This is a genomic window from Butyrivibrio sp. AE2032 (genome assembly GCF_000702965.1).
The window spans coordinates 1,911,797-1,929,785 of record NZ_JNLF01000003.1 but is presented as its reverse complement, the minus strand read 5'-3'; the positions used below and the strand labels follow the sequence as shown (position 1 = coordinate 1,929,785).

General features: G+C 46.0%; 13 protein-coding genes. All 13 read right to left on the bottom strand.

What is annotated here, in order from left to right:
* Nucleotides 1-39: 39 nt before the first annotated feature.
* On the bottom strand, nt 40-1,515 hold the full coding sequence (locus tag BO18_RS10510; RefSeq protein ID WP_034446044.1) for a hypothetical protein: 1,476 nt from the start codon (nt 1,513-1,515) through the stop codon (nt 40-42).
* Nucleotides 1,516-1,529: 14 nt separating this feature from the next.
* Nucleotides 1,530-5,099 carry a GH25 family lysozyme gene (locus BO18_RS32660; protein WP_051688650.1) on the bottom strand — a complete coding sequence of 1,190 codons (3,570 nt, stop codon included), beginning with the start codon at nt 5,097-5,099 and terminating at the stop codon, nt 1,530-1,532.
* Nucleotides 5,100-5,259: 160 nt separating this feature from the next.
* On the bottom strand, nt 5,260-5,601 hold the full coding sequence (locus BO18_RS10500) for a hypothetical protein (RefSeq protein WP_034446042.1): 342 nt from the start codon (nt 5,599-5,601) through the stop codon (nt 5,260-5,262).
* On the bottom strand, nt 5,594-6,004 hold the full coding sequence (locus tag BO18_RS10495) for a hypothetical protein (RefSeq protein WP_066738292.1): 411 nt from the start codon (nt 6,002-6,004) through the stop codon (nt 5,594-5,596). Before BO18_RS10495 ends, BO18_RS10500 begins: the two co-directional genes overlap by 8 nt.
* A gap of 7 nt (nt 6,005-6,011) precedes the next feature.
* Nucleotides 6,012-7,013 carry an SGNH/GDSL hydrolase family protein gene (locus tag BO18_RS10490; protein WP_034446040.1) on the bottom strand — a complete coding sequence of 334 codons (1,002 nt, stop codon included), beginning with the start codon at nt 7,011-7,013 and terminating at the stop codon, nt 6,012-6,014.
* A 23-nt stretch (nt 7,014-7,036) separates the two neighbouring features.
* A complete protein-coding gene (locus tag BO18_RS10485) occupies nt 7,037-8,545 on the bottom strand; it encodes a hypothetical protein (RefSeq protein WP_034446038.1) in 1,509 nt (502 codons plus the stop codon).
* Nucleotides 8,546-8,563: 18 nt separating this feature from the next.
* Complete coding sequence (locus BO18_RS10480; protein WP_034446035.1) at nt 8,564-10,015, bottom strand: DUF6056 family protein; 1,452 nt, start codon at nt 10,013-10,015, stop codon at nt 8,564-8,566.
* Nucleotides 10,015-11,109 carry a hypothetical protein gene (locus BO18_RS10475; RefSeq protein WP_051688648.1) on the bottom strand — a complete coding sequence of 365 codons (1,095 nt, stop codon included), beginning with the start codon at nt 11,107-11,109 and terminating at the stop codon, nt 10,015-10,017. The genes BO18_RS10480 and BO18_RS10475 overlap by 1 nt, the downstream gene beginning before the upstream one ends.
* Nucleotides 11,110-11,118: 9 nt before the next feature.
* Nucleotides 11,119-12,711 (bottom strand): MBOAT family O-acyltransferase, encoded by a 1,593-nt coding sequence (locus BO18_RS10470; RefSeq protein WP_081860985.1) that lies wholly within the window; start codon nt 12,709-12,711, stop codon nt 11,119-11,121.
* Between the two features lie 13 nt (nt 12,712-12,724).
* Nucleotides 12,725-13,504 (bottom strand): hypothetical protein, encoded by a 780-nt coding sequence (locus tag BO18_RS10465; RefSeq protein ID WP_034446031.1) that lies wholly within the window; start codon nt 13,502-13,504, stop codon nt 12,725-12,727.
* Between the two features lie 12 nt (nt 13,505-13,516).
* Nucleotides 13,517-14,980, bottom strand: a complete 1,464-nt coding sequence (locus BO18_RS10460) for a DUF6056 family protein (protein ID WP_034446029.1) — start codon at nt 14,978-14,980, stop codon at nt 13,517-13,519.
* Nucleotides 14,977-16,665 carry a hypothetical protein gene (locus tag BO18_RS10455; RefSeq protein ID WP_185752402.1) on the bottom strand — a complete coding sequence of 563 codons (1,689 nt, stop codon included), beginning with the start codon at nt 16,663-16,665 and terminating at the stop codon, nt 14,977-14,979. Before BO18_RS10455 ends, BO18_RS10460 begins: the two co-directional genes overlap by 4 nt.
* Nucleotides 16,666-16,691: 26 nt before the next feature.
* Nucleotides 16,692-17,981: a DUF6077 domain-containing protein gene (locus tag BO18_RS10450; protein WP_034446023.1), complete on the bottom strand. Its 1,290-nt coding sequence runs from the start codon at nt 17,979-17,981 to the stop codon at nt 16,692-16,694.
* Nucleotides 17,982-17,989: the final 8 nt, after the last annotated feature.

The following is a 17,989-nucleotide window of genomic DNA, read 5'->3' as shown; positions in this document are numbered from 1 at the left end:
TCCTTTCGAAGCCGAGTCTTTGCTCGATTTTACATAATTTCACTGACTTAGTATACCACAACACAAAGTCAAGTAGAAGAGTCCCATGCTATAGCACATATACCTGGGCTGTGGAAAGATCATAGAGCCCGTAATCACGCAGTTTATAGCAAGTCCCAGGATCATAACAAGCCCCAGCAAAAGAAATGTTGGCCGCCTTCTCATGCCCATCAGTATCATGGCAGCCACAAACAAGGCGTACATTACTGCAGATACTGTGATCAGGATCCGTGGCGCAATGTTGGCATTTGACATGACAAAAGCCTTCACAACATTGGCACTAAGCACATACCAGGTTCCCTTATCCTTTCCTTTGAAGATGTCACCTATATGATCAAACATCAGCACCTTCAACAACTTGGCTTCCACCTGATTTTCTTTTATCTGGGCATGGACCTGATCAAGCTCTGGAAAATGCTCTGCCACGTACTCATCGCACATGGGAAGGACAATCTCAAAACCGATCACATCATAGCTCTGGGCATAATGGTCAACCATAGCCACCCAGTCTGAATTAAGAATGTTTGAATCCGGCCCCAGCTCATATCCCGGTGCGTAATCGATGGTCAGCTGTCTTGCCTGGCACTCATCGTAGATTCTTGTGAAAAGAGATTTAAGCTCCGGAAATTCATTTGGATCTGCGTTTTCAAAAAGTTCTGCATCCTCAGGTTCTGCAGTGTAAAGAACCGTATCCAGTCCTCCACGGCTATTCCCCACGTGGGTAGTGAACACGCCACGGATAGCCTGATTGTAAACACAGTCCAGGCCCTGGATCATTACAAATGCAGCAATAACTGCGATGAAAGTCATAAAGAACTTTTGAAGGCTTCTATATTTCTTTACAAAAAGATGAAGCACAAAGGAGGTTGCTCCCCACATTAAAAGAGTTATGAGCATCTGCTTTCTTATGCTGGAGATTAGGATCCCCTGAAGAGCAAGAGCAATACAGGCGTTTATGTTGTAGTTTTCAAGGCTCTTTACCAGTGTGATCGTAAAAAACACAAACAGTGGCATTGCAAGGGACTCCGTCATTATGGACTCGGAATACATGGAGCCTCGGTTGGCCACAAACCTGTTAAGAACTGCTACTCCCACCTGAGATAGCATGGCGATAGCTGACAGGATGAGAGATTTCTTTTCCGAAAGATATCTTGTGGAAATGTCATAGACAAAGCATCCCAGGTACCAGATAACACCTACCCATAACAAGCTCTGGAGCAGCACTGCAGCTGTAAGGTGCGGTGCAAGATCATAGGGAGTTGCCGTGATGCCCATGGCATTACAAGCCATCCTAAGGAGCATCAAGAACAGTGGATAAACCGGTTCTCTGGAAAAGTCCATGCTCTCATAACTTGGAGAGTCTTTACACCACTCCGGGCCATCAAAAAGTGCGATGCCTATAAAAAATATTGTCAGTAACGCAAAGGACAGAAGCCTGAAAGCTCCTGTTCCTTTGGATGTTTTCGCTTTGGACATAAGTCCTCCGATCATCAGTTATAAAGAATGTTCATATCAACCTTTCCGGAGATTCCCGAAACAGAACCCTTTGAGGTGTACTGCCACATGTCGTAACGGGATCCGTTGTAGGTTACTGCTGCTGCATACTGAGCCAGCCAGATCTTGTAATTAGTGATCTGAGATGTGTTGATGTGGCTTGTAAACCAGGTCTTATTTGCGTAAACACCGGCCTTGTAGCCTGCGCTCTGGATAGTTCCGCAGAACGCTTTGATGTTGGCAGTTCTCTGGCTTGCGCTGATGGTATCGCCTCTGCCGTTACTTCCCTCAACGTCCAGATAAACCGGGAAGCTGATGTTGTAGCCCTTGATAAGGCTTATTACCATTGAAGCTTCCTCTACAGCCTCAACCTCGTTGATAGCCTGCGTAAAGAAGTATACTCCAACTCTGAGACCTGCATTCTGGGCTCCCTTGATGTTGGCCTTGAACTTAGGATCCTCAATGAGTGCTCCGGCAGATGAACCTCTGTAACCACATCTGATGATTACGAAGTTTACTCCGGACTTCTTAACCTGACCCCAGTCAATGTTGCCGTTCCACTTGCTGACGTCGATTCCCAGTGTTCCTGACGAGGATGAGAGACTTCCGTCAGAGTTAAAAGAGTACTTGGCGCCTTTGATAACCTGTTCTCCGGTCACGTAGTTACCATTTCTATCGTAATAGTAGGTCTTGCCGTCGATTGTCCACCAACCGTAACGTGTACCTGAGTTTGAATTCTCTTTTCTGAGATACAAAGTCGCGTCGCTGTAGTAATCAGCGTAGGTTGCTTCTCTGTAGCTGTCGCCGTCCTTTACGTAGAGGGTATTTCCGTTCTTATCTTTAAGGACTGCAGACTTAGAGCGAACCTTAACTGTTATTGTACAATCGTTGAAGCCATCAACCTTTGCTGTGATGGTTGTTTCACCCTCAGACACTGCTGTGATTGTTCCATCTTCAGCAATAGTTGCAATGCCTGTGTTTGCTGATGAGTACTTAGGCTTTAAGCTTGAATCTGATGGTGCAACCTGGTAAGTTCTGCCCTGAACCATAGTGACATTGGATACTTTCATCTGGAATACAGAAGCACCCTTTGTTACTGTGATGGTTACTGTTGCATCATTGTACTTGTCTGCTGAAACCGTGATGGTTGCTGTACCTTCTGTAACCGCTGTAACTGTTCCGTCAGATGAAACCTTTGCAATAGCCTCGTTACTTGATTTGTAAGTAACTGAGCTAGGCTCTGTAGGAAGGATCTTTCCAGTCTGACCCACAGGAATGCTAAGAGCATTTGATGTAAGCTTGATGGTGCCCTTGTCTGCCTTGCCAACTGTAACTGTAGCTGTAGCGTCATTGTATCCCTCAGCTTTAACAGTAATAGTTGCTGTACCTTCAGCCACTGCAGTAACTTTTCCATCGCTACCTACTGTTGCTACACCGGTATTACTCGATGAGTAACTTGGTGCAGATGGGCCCGATGCTGCAACCGAACCAGTCTCACCAACCTTTATGGTAAGGTTTGTGGTTGCAAGAGTCATGGTCTTGTTTTCAACAGGAGCTGCAGTTACTGTAATACTTGCTGTTGCATCTTTATAGCCATCAGCCTTAACTGTGATTGTGGCTGAGCCTTCGCCCTTTGCTGTAACTGTTCCATCGCTTGATACTGATGCAACACTGTCATTGCTGGAAGAATAGCTTGGAGATGATGGACCTGATGCCTTTACTGAACCAGTCTCGCCAACCTTTAAGCTGAGGCTGGAGTTTGCAAGAGACATGGTCTCATCCTGCTTCGGTTCTGTAGGAGTATCTGTGCTGCCAGTGTTTCCGCTGTCACCGCTTCCTGTATTGCTGCTGTCACCGGTGCTACTGCTATCGCCTGTGCTACTGCTATTTTCTGTACTGCTGCTATCACCAGCACTTCCATTTTCACCCAGCTGGCCTTCTGTAGTATCTGTGGCTCTGGCTCTTGAACGGGCTGTTCTTCTTACACTTCCAAGTTCAAGCTTTGAAGTGCTGCTTGGATCAGAAACATTGTTCTTCTTATCTACAGCTTCATAGCTGTACTTTCCGTCTCCGGAAGAAACGCCCTGGTTTGAATCTACCCAATCAACAGTATCCTTAAGCTCTGATTCCACAACATTCTGAACTGCTGTATCCTCTACTGCTGCATTGACCTGGGATTCTTTCTTTATCTCGTTGCTGACATCAACCGCCTTCATCTCTACAGTGTCTTTTACTGTAAGGGACTTAGTGGAGGTGTCCAGATTGTAATTGCTGTATTCAGAAGGAAGTGCCAGTGGAGTGATCTTGTAATTACCGGCAGTGATATCCTTCTTGTAAATGATTCCGTCTTTATCGTGATCGTCGTAGGTCACCTTAGTTCCATCCGGAGTTACAACTTCGATGTTGAAAGGAACATTGGCAACCAGCTTTCCGGTCTCTGAGTTGATGAACTTGACCTTCATATCGCTCTTGATGGAGGTGACAGTCATCTTTATGACAACACCCTTGGCATCATCAGCAACCTCAGGTTCTTCCTCTTCATCTTCTCCGAGCATCTCAGCAGTCATTGCCTTTGCTCTCTGAGCATCAGCTATGGCAATAAGTCCACTTGATCCTACCACATCAGAAACCTGAAGATTTGTACCGACTTCTACAAAGGACTGGATCTCTTCAGTCCTTCCAAGAGCCTTTGAATAGAAGGACATGGTAAAGATTCCGCCAACCACCAAAATCACTGCCACTATGGCTGCAGCTCTTTCAGCAAAAGAGGTTTCCTTAATGAAGTTCAGTATCTTGGCGACAACAGGTTCTCCATCACGATCTTTCCTGCCACGACCTCTTCTGCCGCCACGGCTGCCTCTTTCGTACTCCTCATCTTCCTCGTCGTACTCAGGGTCATAGTCCTCGTCATACTCAGGATCGTAGTCTTCATCGTATTCAGGATCGTAGTCCTCATCCTCTTCCGGATCGTACTCCTCATCCCTGTTATCTTCCCGGTCATAATCCTCATCCGCATCAGGATCATAATCGTCTTCGAAGTCGTCTTCCAGATTGTAATCCTCTTCGCGATCATAATCGTCTTCAGGATAATCCTCTTCGTCTACATCTTCGTCGCGGTAATCACGCTCGACCTCCCGATTGTAATCATCTTCTCTATAATCTTCATCTGACTCATAGCGTTCATCATCGGCGTTATCTGCCCTGCGATCAGCTCCAAACTTTCCAACAACTACATTATCAGGCTCTTCTTCCCCATAATCTTCGTAGTCGTCTTCTCTATAATCTTCATCAGATTCGTAGCGATCTGCTCTGCGACGCTCATCCCTGTCCTCAGAATAGTATTCCTCATCCCTGTATTCTCTGCGGTCACGATAGTCTTCATCAGAATAGTCGTCCTCATCCTGATAGTCTCCGTACTCCTCTTCGAACTCGTCGTCGGGATAATCGTCCTCGTCATACTCCTCGTCGTAGTCGTCACGCTCATACTCTTCATCGTAGTCATAACGTTCTTCTCTACGACGTGGCTTTTTCCCCTTCTTATTGAATAATTTCAAACTTCTTTTCATGCGATCTCCTCTTTAAAATCACCCAACATCTTGTGGTAGACACACCTTCACCACAATATCTTATTCATAAAATTGTATCATTTATGCACAATCAAGGCAATATGCCAAGGGGGACGGTTCTTTTTGCTTAAAGAACCGTCCCCTTTGAAAGGCTGACACATTATCCTAATGTGTAGAATACTACTATTCCTCCAAGAATCAGAGCCATACCAAGGAGTTTTGACTTTGTGATTTTCTCTTTGAAGAATATCCTGGACATAATCATTACGAGAATGTAGGCCATGGGCTCCATGACAACAACACCCATATAACCAAGTCCGCCATAGCAGAATATTGCAATCACCATGGACACCACAAGAAGTCCGTAGCCACCAACAACAAGAATATTCAGATATTCCCTTATAAATGAGGGATATTTCTTCAGTGCACTCTTTTTCAAAAGCATCTGGGAAGTTGAGGCAAGCAGCTCAGACATGACCATAAACAAAAAGTACTTACTCATCGCTGTCACCTCCCTGTTCCTTCTGGGTGCCATCAGCAGTCTTTTCTTCTGAACCATGTCCTCCCATATTCATCACGATAACTCCGCCCATAACCAGCAGAACCCCTACAACCTTTCCGGGTGTGATGATCTGACTGAAGATCAGGAAATTCCACAGCATAGACCAAAGCAGCGTCACTGACTTGTTGCAGTAGGCAATGGAGAGTTCAAACCTCTTTATAACCTGCTGCCATAAAACCGCATAAATAGCCAGAATCACAAATTCCAGCCCAAAGAATATAATATAGTTTCTTGATAAAAATGGATTCTGCCCTGCCAGATTTCCGGCCACTGTAGAAAGTGAATACACTATTACTGAAATCTCAAGGAGCAGTATATCTCCAAACTTAAGTTTCTTTTTCATAATCTGATCATTCCTCTGCATTCAGGCCGTTAGGATAAATAGCCTCAATAAAATGCTGCGCCATATGCTCGTTGCAGGCTGCATTTACGTGGATGTTATCCAGCATCCAACCTGAGCTGTTGTCCTCGTGGATAGTTCCGTAATAGTTGTCCACAAAAGACACTCCGGTAGCACCACAAGTATCTATCATAAACTGAAGGTAAGTAGTAAGTCTTCCGTTTCCGAAGTCAAACCTGTCTCCACTTACCAGGGCCCCGGTTGCATCATAGGCATAACACATAGGGAAAGACATGCATACGATCCTGATGTATGGATATTTCTCCTGAATCGCCTTGATCCCAGCATTCAAAGCTCCGCTGTAGGTAATTGGATCAGAATCATTATCAGGATTCATGCCAATTCGAAGGTTGATGTAATCCTGGGCATCATAAAAGATAACAAGCGTATCTACGGTACTCATATCAACGCTCTTCAAAAGGGCGCTGTTCTCATCAAATCTTGAATCCCCAAAGCTTGTTGAAGCCTGAAGCATTCTGGAGAAATCCTGATTCACAATGCTGTTTGCCACATTGTAGAAACTGAATGCGTCCATAGCATACTCAGGATCATAAGTAGCATTTTTTAAAGCAACGGTTGAGCCAGGGAATCCGGCATTGATACAGGTTGCTCCAAGTTTCTTTTCTACCTGCTGCACAAATCCATTCTCGTCACTGTAATAGGTCAGTACATCATTACCAAGGAAAAGAATCGTCTCCTTCCCATCATCCACTCCAAGGGCCTTCTTGTCCGGAGGCATAAGGAAAATCTGATCAAGGACCTCTACCTCAAAGTCGCCTTCAACCACACCCTCAGTCTCGGCAGTTCCCATGTTCCAGCGAACCAGCTTAAAGATCGAGAAAGCCAAAACAGCCACGATAACTCCGGCCACAGCCCAATACACCCATCTGGGAATATCCTGAAATCCGCGACCCTCGTCCATTCCTTCGTTCCTATCATTATTTCTGCTCATAATTCAAATCCCTTTTCATAGTTTTATTCAACAGGCTTAGTATAATCATGATCAGTGACATATACAACAAAAACATCAAAAGCCTTTGTTTCCAGTATCTGAGGATGCTCTCTATCTACAAAGGCCTGGAAGTCTTCCGTTCTGGCCTGTGAAACCACGTAACACACCTTTTCACTGGCGTCCCTGTAAGGCGGATACCAGGTCTTATCGCTGAGCCAAGGCAGCTGTTCCAAATTATTCATGTCGATCAATGGTCTGACCTTAACTTTATCATCACACATTATGGTCATGGTATTTGCATGGTCAAAAGTTGAATACCCGTAGGTATAACCATTTTCGGCCATCCAGTCCGTAACCTTCACATATTCTGAATCTGCTGAGTTGTCTCTTAGGATCAGCGCCTCATTAAAGACCAGCGCAGAATTTACTCCGTAAGCAATTACCAGAATTGCCAGCAGATAGCTCTTTTCAAGCTTAAACAGATGCAGCAAAAGAGCTGTTCCCACACCCACCACGAATATCTGCATCAGGAAATATCTTGGTGCCACTTCAATAGTGGAAAAGGTCATGGCAAGTACTGTCACAATAACGCCAAACAGGATTGGCAGTGCGCTCCAAAGCTCAGGTTCTTCTTTAAGGTTTGAAGCCATAAGCAAATATCCTGCAATAGCCATCACAATAAACAAGATGATCAAAAGAGGCCAGCGCCCATATCCCAGCACTTCCTTAAACAGCGGCCAAACAACCTCCACGAATTTTTCGGGGGCATGGCGGATGTTACGAGAAGTGTCTCCCATGTGACTTCCAAAAACCTTTGTGCACACAAGAGAAATTGCGCTTACAAGGATAACCCAGATAGTCACCACATTGGAATCAGCCTTTTTCTTTTTCAGAAAAAGAACTATCCGCCTCAGGATCTCCGTTCCAAGAAGTGGCATGTAGAAGAACATGTTGGCATGCATTCCCTGGACACCGTTAAGGATCGCCATAGGTATAGTAATCACAAAAATGAATAGCGGAACATTTCCCATCTTAAGGGTCATGGAGTAAAAGCCAAGAAGCAAAAACATGCATATAAAATGTCCCACATAGTAGGATGCGTAAAGGTACAGCATTCGCTGAGGTTCATTGGATGGAGATGACAGCACCAGCATCAAAAGAACTGCCACCAGACTCTCCAGGGTGCTGAAACCAATCTGTCTGCAAAAGAAAAGCATTGTTGCCACCAGCACTATAGTCATAACGGAACATGCAATTCCCATGGCCATGTTCAAGTCAAAACCAGTCAAAGGATAGATAAAGGAGGCAAGAAGCGGAGCCCCCAGAATTCTGTTGGCGGTTGACGCATACCAGGTGTCGGGCTGTAAATGGCCGTTTTGATATAGCACCTGTGCCAGCAGGGTTTCAGAGGCAATGTCCGCATCCATGTTCGCTGTGTAATGAAAAATGTTTGCGTAGGAATATATGATTATCACTGCAAGGGTAACCACCGACAACAAAACGGTGATAACCACCTGTCCCTTTTTATTCATAAAAAGTTTCCTCCGGTATCAATACTCGGCATTCACGTTTGAGATAGAATTAAGACCATTAGCCCAGGCCACAGCCTCATTTATCCTGTTATCAGACTCCACTAGGAAAAAGCAGTAGAAATTCCTCATTCCATCAGGATCTGTAGGTACATCTACCTCAACGTCTTCACCCTGATGGTTCTTAAAGTCCTCGAACATACTCCTGATGTCTGCATAATAATCCTGATACTGCCTGTCATAAAGCTGCTTGTTGATCTTGGCAACAGTGTATTCCCAGGGTTGGTACTGTGTGGTCACTGCAAACATGACAAAGCAGGCAGCAAACACTACTGCCAAAACCTTTTTGGCAACAGTCCTGTTCATCACCATTTCTCCGATCAGAGCTCCGATACTAACTGCCAGATTCCCCATAACCATATCAATTACAAATATAGTTATAAACACGCATCTGTTAGGCATCCATGGATTGTTATATCCATAGACTACCGGGAAAATAGTGATAAATGGCAGCAAAAGAGCCAGAACGCTCACAAAGAAGTATACGTTTTTCTTTACTCTTGTCTTCTCTGCAATCAGGAAGCCGCAGCCCAGTAAAACAAGAAGCACCAGCACAAAGTTCTTTGAAACAAAGAGCCATTCCATGTTAGTCCCTGCAACCTCCAAAGTATCAGCAATCGCACTGGACAAGGAAGCTGTGGTGCTGGATTCTATCCCCTGCCTGATCCGGTAGCCGGGAGAAAGGAAATTCAAAAGGGTTCCAAGAAAAGAAACTACGGTCACAATTAAAAGTGCCCTGTCAAGCTTGTGATCTGTGAGAAGCTCATAAAGAATCACCAAAAGCAGCACATAGCACAGACTTCCACCAATTGGAAGAACTCCGCCTGCTGCAAGAAATGCCAATATGGATGCAGTGACAGTGTAGGATGCGTTTCTTTTCCCGTTAAGGGACATGGCGATGACCAGATTCACTAAAGCCAGGGGCATGCTGTAATTGGTTGCCCCGGTATACCAGTAGAAGGTCTCAACAAAGGCATCGTACTGGGTCATCACAAAGACTCCGGCAAACAGCATAAGAAGCAACACGCTCTTATCAATCTCAGTTGCAGCATCCCGATATATTCCCTCTATCAAAAGAATCATGGATCCAAAGAACAGGATCGCATTAAATATCATTATGATTCGAAGCCCAAGAAAACCACTTCCACTTACGGGGTTAAACAATGCCAGAAAGAACAGAGAATAAGCCCCCTGGTGGTTCATGTACATGTAGTAATTGTAGTCCCAGGCCGCCTTTATCTGTTCGAAGAAGCCTGCTCCCAATGCACCTGTAGTATGGGCATGCCAAAAATCATCAGATACAAACACGGTGTAGGCAGAAACCCTCACCACTGTACCTATCATCAAAACGAGCCCAAGGAAAGCTAAGACTCCCAATATTTTCTTTATTATCTCAAAAGCTTTTGTATTCATTATTTATCCTTGTGAAGCAACTTATCGAAATCGTAGGCCTCAACTATCGCCTGCATTTTTGATAGCTCATTTGCCATCTGATCTACGCTCTTGATCTCATGGGTGCCATCTGCAAAACACTCCACCATGTAGCGGTTGATCTCCGGCTTATAGTGGGAGTAATCCGCGTAGTTGTTCAGGTCCGTCACCTCATCCATGGTCTGGAAGTAGAAAAGATGCACATTGTCATACTGAAGGAGCCTGTAAGTCACGTAGCCATACTGGGCCAGGGCCGCTTCATAGAAATTCTCCTGCTTTAAGTTATGCCAATATAGAATGCTGTAGGGCGGGTAAAAGAAATAAAACTGCGTTTCAGGATGCTGCTCCACGAAGGGCAGAATATTCTTTTCCAGATTCTCCTGAGTGGAGTTTATCACTTCTTTTGTATCTATGATCTGATCTGACTTTGGCGGTTCCTCGTAGGTTCCAACCACGTATTCTTCGTTGTAATAATCCGGCGTCCACCAGCTAAAGTAGATCTGTGAAAGATCAGATCCCTTCCCCTGGATTACAGGTTTAAATATATATTGGAACAGTACATCCTTGTTAAGCACATAGTTCACGTCATTTAATAGGTTCTGATCGTAAAGGTATTCCGGCAAAGGATACTTGGTCTCGTCAGGGTCCGCCGTCATGGTCGGAATATCCATAGCAAAAAACACTGCTCCCATAGGCCTTTTCTTCCTAGCCAGGTTGTTCTCGTCAAAGACTATGGAAAGGATGTTGTAGTCGTCCTTTGGGTAAGCCCCGCTATAACTGAGCTTTACAGTATCATAGCCAAGGAGCTCTTTGAAATCGTCTGTGTCGAAATTCACCGTCATGGAAGAACCAATGATACAACCATTATAATCCATATTGGCTGCCATACCCGGATTCTGGCTCAGCTGATTCTCCACCAGGTAAGGGAAGTTCTGTAACGGCTCATGATAGTGGAAAAACGGATCCACGTAGATGATCAGCGCCGCAATGGCTGTCAGCGGCACCAGGACAAGCGCCAATAGCAGGCAAAAGAGCTTTTTATGAAGTTTACTCACATTTTTTGTTTCGTCACTCATTTTTTAGCCTCAGAAATTCATGTATAGGAAGGTGCTCACCCCTGCGAAGCTGATGATACTCCATACCAGCAAAAGAGCTGTCAGCAACGTGGACCTTACTCCAATCCTGCACTTCTTGCTAAAGTTGATAGCTGTTGGTGCGAAGAATATCATGATTGCTCCCAGGATCAGGAACATCCACAAACATATATCCCACGCAAAATTCATCTTCATTATTGGTGTAACCTTGATCACGTACCATATTTCATCAAGCTGAAAGCAGGAAGATAGATGAGTGTTGATCCTCCTTCTTCCACCAGTAAACATTCTAAGTATCAACGCCACCGCATCTCCCGCAGTATTAGCCCTAAAGAACACCCACGCAAGAGTCACGTAGATGAAGGTAAGGGCCACCTTGCAGCCGTGGACGAGTTTTTCTGAGATTCCACCCCTGTTTTCCTCTGTTGCATCCTCATGCGCTTTATCTGCAGAATCTGCAATTGTGTTTGCTGATGTCTTGACCGAAATGTTCGCAGTTGTTTTCTTCTGTGAATCCAAGGCCCTGGTCAGCACATAGAGTACGCCGTGCATGGCGCCCCAGATTATGAAGGTCCAGCCACTTCCGTGCCAGAGGCCGCTGAGCAGGAATACGATCATGAAGTTCAGATACATCCTTGCCTGGCCCATGCGATTGCCACCAAGGGGAATGTACACGTACTTTGTGAAGAACTTTGTAAGTGTGATGTGCCACCTCTTCCAGAAATCCACTATATTAACTGCCTTATAGGGTGAATCAAAGTTAAGAGGCAGTTCAAATCCCATCATCATGCAGATTGCTGCTGCCATATCGCAGTATCCACTAAAATCAAAATAAAGCTGGAACGAATAAAAGATCGCCACCAGAATAGCTTCAAGGCTCCCCAGCCCAGGGATATTTCCAAAACCAAAGTCCACCGCCTTCCCAAAGATATCCGCCAGAATCACCTTCTTAAAAAGGCCCATGGAGAACAGCAGCAATCCCCGCATCACAATCTCGAAATCAACTGCAGCATGTGCTCCGGAATTGCGATCCTCAGATACATCATCCCCAACCGGTCCAGAACTCAAATCATAATTCCCAGACTTTCCGCGAACATCGGTCCCAATCGCCTTCTCAAGTTCCCTTGCAAAATCTCCATAGCCCATGAGCGGTCCCTGAAGTATCTTTGGGAAAAAGAGAATGTAGCACAAATAATCCAGGAGGCTGAAATCTTCAATCTCACCCCTGTACATGTCCACAAGATATGAAATCTGATTAAAGGTATAAAAGCTGATCGCAATTGGGAAGAAAAATCCCGAGAACTTAAAGAACAGTAGCGCCACCACATTGGCCACCAGTGCGCATCCCAGTACCGCAGCAGATTTCCCACGCTTGCCCGCAAGACTCCATGCCACAAGTGCGTTAACTGCAACGCTCACCGCCAGTACTGCACAGTTCCGCCATCCAAATGGCGCATAAAAAACTGCGGAAGCCAGCACAATCCACCACTTAGCACCAAGGACAGACCTCCCCCGCAGCATATAGAATCCCACCATAAACAATGGGAAAAGTATTAAAAAGAATGCATATGAGTTAAAAACCATTTGATGAATATCCTTAACTGATTGTGGGATCCCTGTAGATTTTGTAGCCGCCTACGGTGTCCACAAGGACAAGCCCCAGTGAAACCAGGTTCTTGTCGATCTTTCGATTCTCAGATAAAACGATGTAAGCGCAGCCTGTCTGGCGGGTAGCCTCAAGGAGCGCCTCAGCGTCGATAACCTCGGGCTTTTCCATCACCTCGTAAACCGCATTGTAGTAGTCCCACTGGGTTGCCACCATCTCGCGGCCGTAGGGCATCAGAATGTCCGTGTCATACTGCCTTATAAAATGCACCAGTTCTGAAGGAAAAGCCGCCCTGACTCTGGGCTCACCGTCTTCAGGTGCGATAACATCACAAATATCGATAACATGCTGTGGAATGTGGTAGAAATTCTGCGCCACAGACATGTACTGATTGAAGTAAACCAATGACCCCGAAAGCGCCAAAACCACCAGCGCTACCACAAGCGCCAAACGCTGATGCAGCTCTTTTCCGAAGGAGAAGCAAAGCTTGCACACAGCATAGCCCATGACGATGTACATGGGAACAAGCCACATAAGCCTGTAGTAGGTGTCGCTACCCTCATCGAAGGCCGCCACATACAGGATCTTCGTGATAGGCAAAAGAAATCCTGCCATCACTACCAGGGGCAGAAACCCCAGCACTATTCTTTTCTTAAGGTCCTTCTCCGCAATGGCAATATAAAGCGCCGACGCAATCAAAAGAACCGGCAGCACCGGATTTCCAAAGAAAAGCTTAAAGGAAACCCAGCACTCCATAAAGATTCCATACATATGAATTATTCCTCAGTCCTGTACATATATAATCTGCTGTTTGCCATAGTACTCGCACATGCTCTGATCCCTGTAGTCCTCGGGATCGCCCGTGATGTCGAACTCGCTGTAATAGATGGGCACGGGATGATCGTGAAGGGCATGCACAGTTACCACAGGCTCATCAGACTCCAGTACCTTAGCCCATTCATCACGCTCCCGGGCATACTTCCCGGACTCTCCGATCAGGAAACTTCTAGCAGCTGCAATGCTCGTAACATTGTACCTGTTATCCTTTGGAAGCGCATTGTCTCCCAGGAAGATCAAAATTCCAAGTAGCAACACCAGCATATATCCTCGAAGGAGCTTTTGCCCTGATTTCACTTTTACGTCTGTAAGAGCTCTGATCCGCCTTACAGCCTCCAGTTCCACCAAAACCACCAGGATCACGAAAAAGAAAAATCTGATGTTCTGCACACGCCTAGGCCCAACCTCGCACATGGAGTACAGCGTAGGCGTAAAGGTAGATGCAAAAAGCCCAAAACCAAGCGCCATGTACGCAAAGAAAGGAATCTTCCTGAAGTTGAAAGGTCTCTTCCCCGCATAATGCCACAGGAACGGCAAAAGAAATAAAGTCATCACGATAAGTGGTTCATCAACCCACTCATTCATGTATCTGTAGGCTTCCAGAAAAGAATTCCCTATAGCCTCTAAAGGTCCCTGTGTATAAGGCTGTGACTGGGCCCGGATTGCATTTCCCGGTGCGATGACATTAATGATAAAACCCACCAAAGAGAAGATAAAGATAGCCGCAATTCTAACCACGCTCTTCGCATCAGCAGTCTTCCCTTCTCCACGCCCCTTCACCGCATCTACAATTTCAACCAGCAGGAAAAGAGCTGTCACCTCCAGGCCAAGAAGTCCTGAAACCAGGTTTCCGCCGCCCAGTAAGAATCCCAGGATGCAGGGCACAACCACACGCTCCTTTTCCAGCAGCATTCCCCACTGGATCAGCATCAGGGAATAAAACAACGTATAATAGCTGGCTCCGTTCCACCAGTAAAAGCCCTGAAAAGCATGGGGCAGGACCTGTGTGCAAAGAACAGTAACCGCAGCAAATACAATCACAGCTTCCTGGCACTTCCCCATAACCTTCTTCCAGAAGAACCAGTTTCCCCAAAGAAAAAATCCCACAAGGATCACAGTGGAAAGTCCGTAAAGCTTATCTCCAAATATTGAAGGCTGCAGAGAAAACAGCGCCAACGCTGAAAAAGATCCCTGCCAGCTGTAGTACACCTCTTTTACCTCGGCCCCAATGGCACTAAGGAGCGCCAGAATATTGTGACTGGAAGCCCAGACCGCATGGGTCCTTGCGCTGTAACCAAAATCATCTGCGAAAGGTCTTGAATATATAGCCACCAGCAGCATTGGAATCACTACAAGCACCAACACCACCAGAGTCAGCCATTTGTATTTTTTGATATGTTCCTCACTCATGCCTTAGCTCTTTTCCTACGCCAGATTAAATATCCTATGAAAGCAACAGTTGTCAGAATGGTCACAAGATATGCGATCTTCTGGATCTTTGTCTTTTCATATTTAACAAGAACGTGAGCCACGCCCTGACCGTTCGCGGGCATAAACACGCGAACATAGCCATTGTCGTCGTAAGCCTCGCCTACAGAGAGCTCGGATACAGGGTTACCGTTGTCATCCAGGATGTAAGCCCTGTAGCCGTAGTAATAGATGAAAGGCATGTCGTAGTACTTCTTGTCCAGATTCAGCCAAACCTCGAAGTACTTGAAGTTGTCGTGCTTGAAACCGTCAGCAGAAGTCTGATCGTCAGCCTTGGCATTCTCCACGCCGTGGCACTCGCTGGGCTCGTTCTCCACAGGAAGCCACTCGCCGCAGGAAATACCGTTGTCGTAGGTGATGAGGTCCGGCGAAATATCCTGCCTGTCATAAGCATTAGGATTAAAGAAATCTGCCTTCAGATAAGTCCTGGTTGCAAGGACCACCAGAAGTCCCGCCACGAACATCGCAAAGGGCCTAAGGTCCATCTTCTTCCCAGCCGCCTGCATCTCTTTATCCACCAGCTTCGCCACCATGGCAACGAACATGATCAGCAGCGCCATCAGCACATAGATAAGTCTTGAGGTTGACTGGAAGAAGGAAAAGAACTGTCCCACAGGTCCGCGCCAGAAGGGCTCCGAGCGCATCAGTCCCATGTGGAAGATCACGGCGATCATCACCATGAGCTCGTCAAAGTATACCTTCTTGTTCTTTATCATGAGCCCAACGAACACTACAAGCGCCACCAAAAACAGCACGAAAAACGGCATGCTGATTACTCTTATAACATCCGCAAAATTCAGAATGTGATCATTGATATCAATGTAGTTGTCGTAAATAACCTTGAACTTGGTGTGAGCCGCCAACTCTATAGCGGGAAGCCAGTACTGAGTAGTGAACAACAGTCCTACCATGCTGACGCAAAAGAGCTTTCCCAGCACCTTGGGGTTATCGATTATCTTTTTAATGCTAAGAAGCACGATCAGCACCATGGCTACCATCATGGAAATGAAAGTCAGGTGGTGACTTAAGACCACAATTACGATTCCAAGGCCGTAGCTGATGTAGCCAGCCTTCTCGTCATTGAAGGCCCTAAGCAGTCCGCAGAAAGCCATAGGTAACACGACCTGTGCTATGAAAGCACCAAGACCTGCGCCGTAAAAGAGATTATCCCACATGCACAGTGTTCCGAAGTACAAAATGGTTGCCAGCGCTGCAATTTTCTTGCTCTTTACAAAGCCCTCAAAACTCTTGTATGTCACAAATGCTCCGATCACAGCCACCAGGGAAATGAAGATCTTGATGGCAAGCATAGTCTCCACGCCCATGTATATCAGAAGAACTGCGAAATAGAAAAAGAAATCCGGGTAAAAGAAGCCTACGCCGTATCCAAAGCCCTGCATAAGCATCGGACGAAGCTTTGGCGGAAACTCACCAAGTTTTAAACTTTCCACCAGGGATGCAATCCTGGCGTAGTGGAAGTCATTTTCTTCAGCCTTAGGCAAAGCATGTCCAAAGTATGGTGCCAAAAAGCACACCAGCATAAAGGCCAGGATAATCAGATACAGTCCGTCTTCTTTTAGAAATTTCACAAACTTATTTTCTTTCACAACAAAACACTCCATTATCAAAAAAATTATCCCCTAAAAAGGAAGAAATAAATAGCCAGGTAAGCCATATTGGGGATGATGCAAGCAAACGCCCCCAGCAGCACCGTAATGCGCTTTGAATAAAACAGCAGCACCAAAGTCAGCAGCGCAACCAGCCCACTTCCAAAGATTACGCCCAGGGAACTGCAAACACCGGACAACATGTTCACCAGCGTAAGCATCGCCCATGGAGCCAACAGCAAACGGTTCTTTGCCAGTTTGCGATATCTCTCCACAACCGGGGTCTCAGTTCCTTTATCGCCCGCCACAGCTGCACCAGTCGCACCAGCGTCGCCCAACATATTTGATATCTCTTTTACTTCCCGCTCATCAGTGTGAACACTGCCACTTTCCCGCTTCACATCCTCCATCATCCAGAGGAACAACCAGAAGATCATTGGGAACACAAGGTTTGCCACAAGGGCTTTTCCCTGCCAGGTTCTCATCAGGAAGAACGTAGCGGGAGTGTATATGGACACATTTCCGAACATCAGGAGCACAGCCACCACGATCAAGAACACAGGTATTATCTGCTGCCTCTCACGGAAAAGAATCCTTCCAATCTCCACGTAAATTAGATAAACCAAAGGGATCACGAACAGCGGAATAATGGAATGTGACAAAATAGTCGCGTGTATACCGCTCTGCTTGGCCACAAAGGCGATCCACATGGTAATAACCGCCAGTGCATGCCTGATATCAAGGTATGTGGAGGTTCCGGTGTAGGGCAGGATCGTGTTCATTACATCAGCCTGTTGTGCCAGCAATGACTCCACCACATAGTAGGCGTCGTCACCATCAAAGCTTGCCATCACTACCGCCATTACCATCTGAAAGGTCATGATGGCAAAAAAGATACACCAGTATACGATGCTCTCTTTTGGGTAATCAAGCTTAAACATCTTAAGGTCTGTTCTGGGACTCATAAGATCGTGAATGTCAGCATGAGCCTCCCCCGGAAACAGTACAAGATAGTCCCTGCCAGTCCTGCACTTTATCAGTACCCAGACACTTCTTGCAATTCCGAAAACTGCCAGAATCAACGCAGCCACGGTGAAGTAGCTTCTACAATAACTGAAGGCGCTGTAGACAATTCTGGTCATACAGAAAATGGCAATGACTTCAAACACTGCCATGTACACCAAAAAGCCCAGAATGAATGTGATGCCCACAGTCCTTCTGGCCCTTGGTAATATGAAATTAAAGGCAAGACCAACGCACATGGGCACCAAAAGCACCCACAGCAAAACGCCTAAGATTGCCACAACCACATTCATCTGCCTAA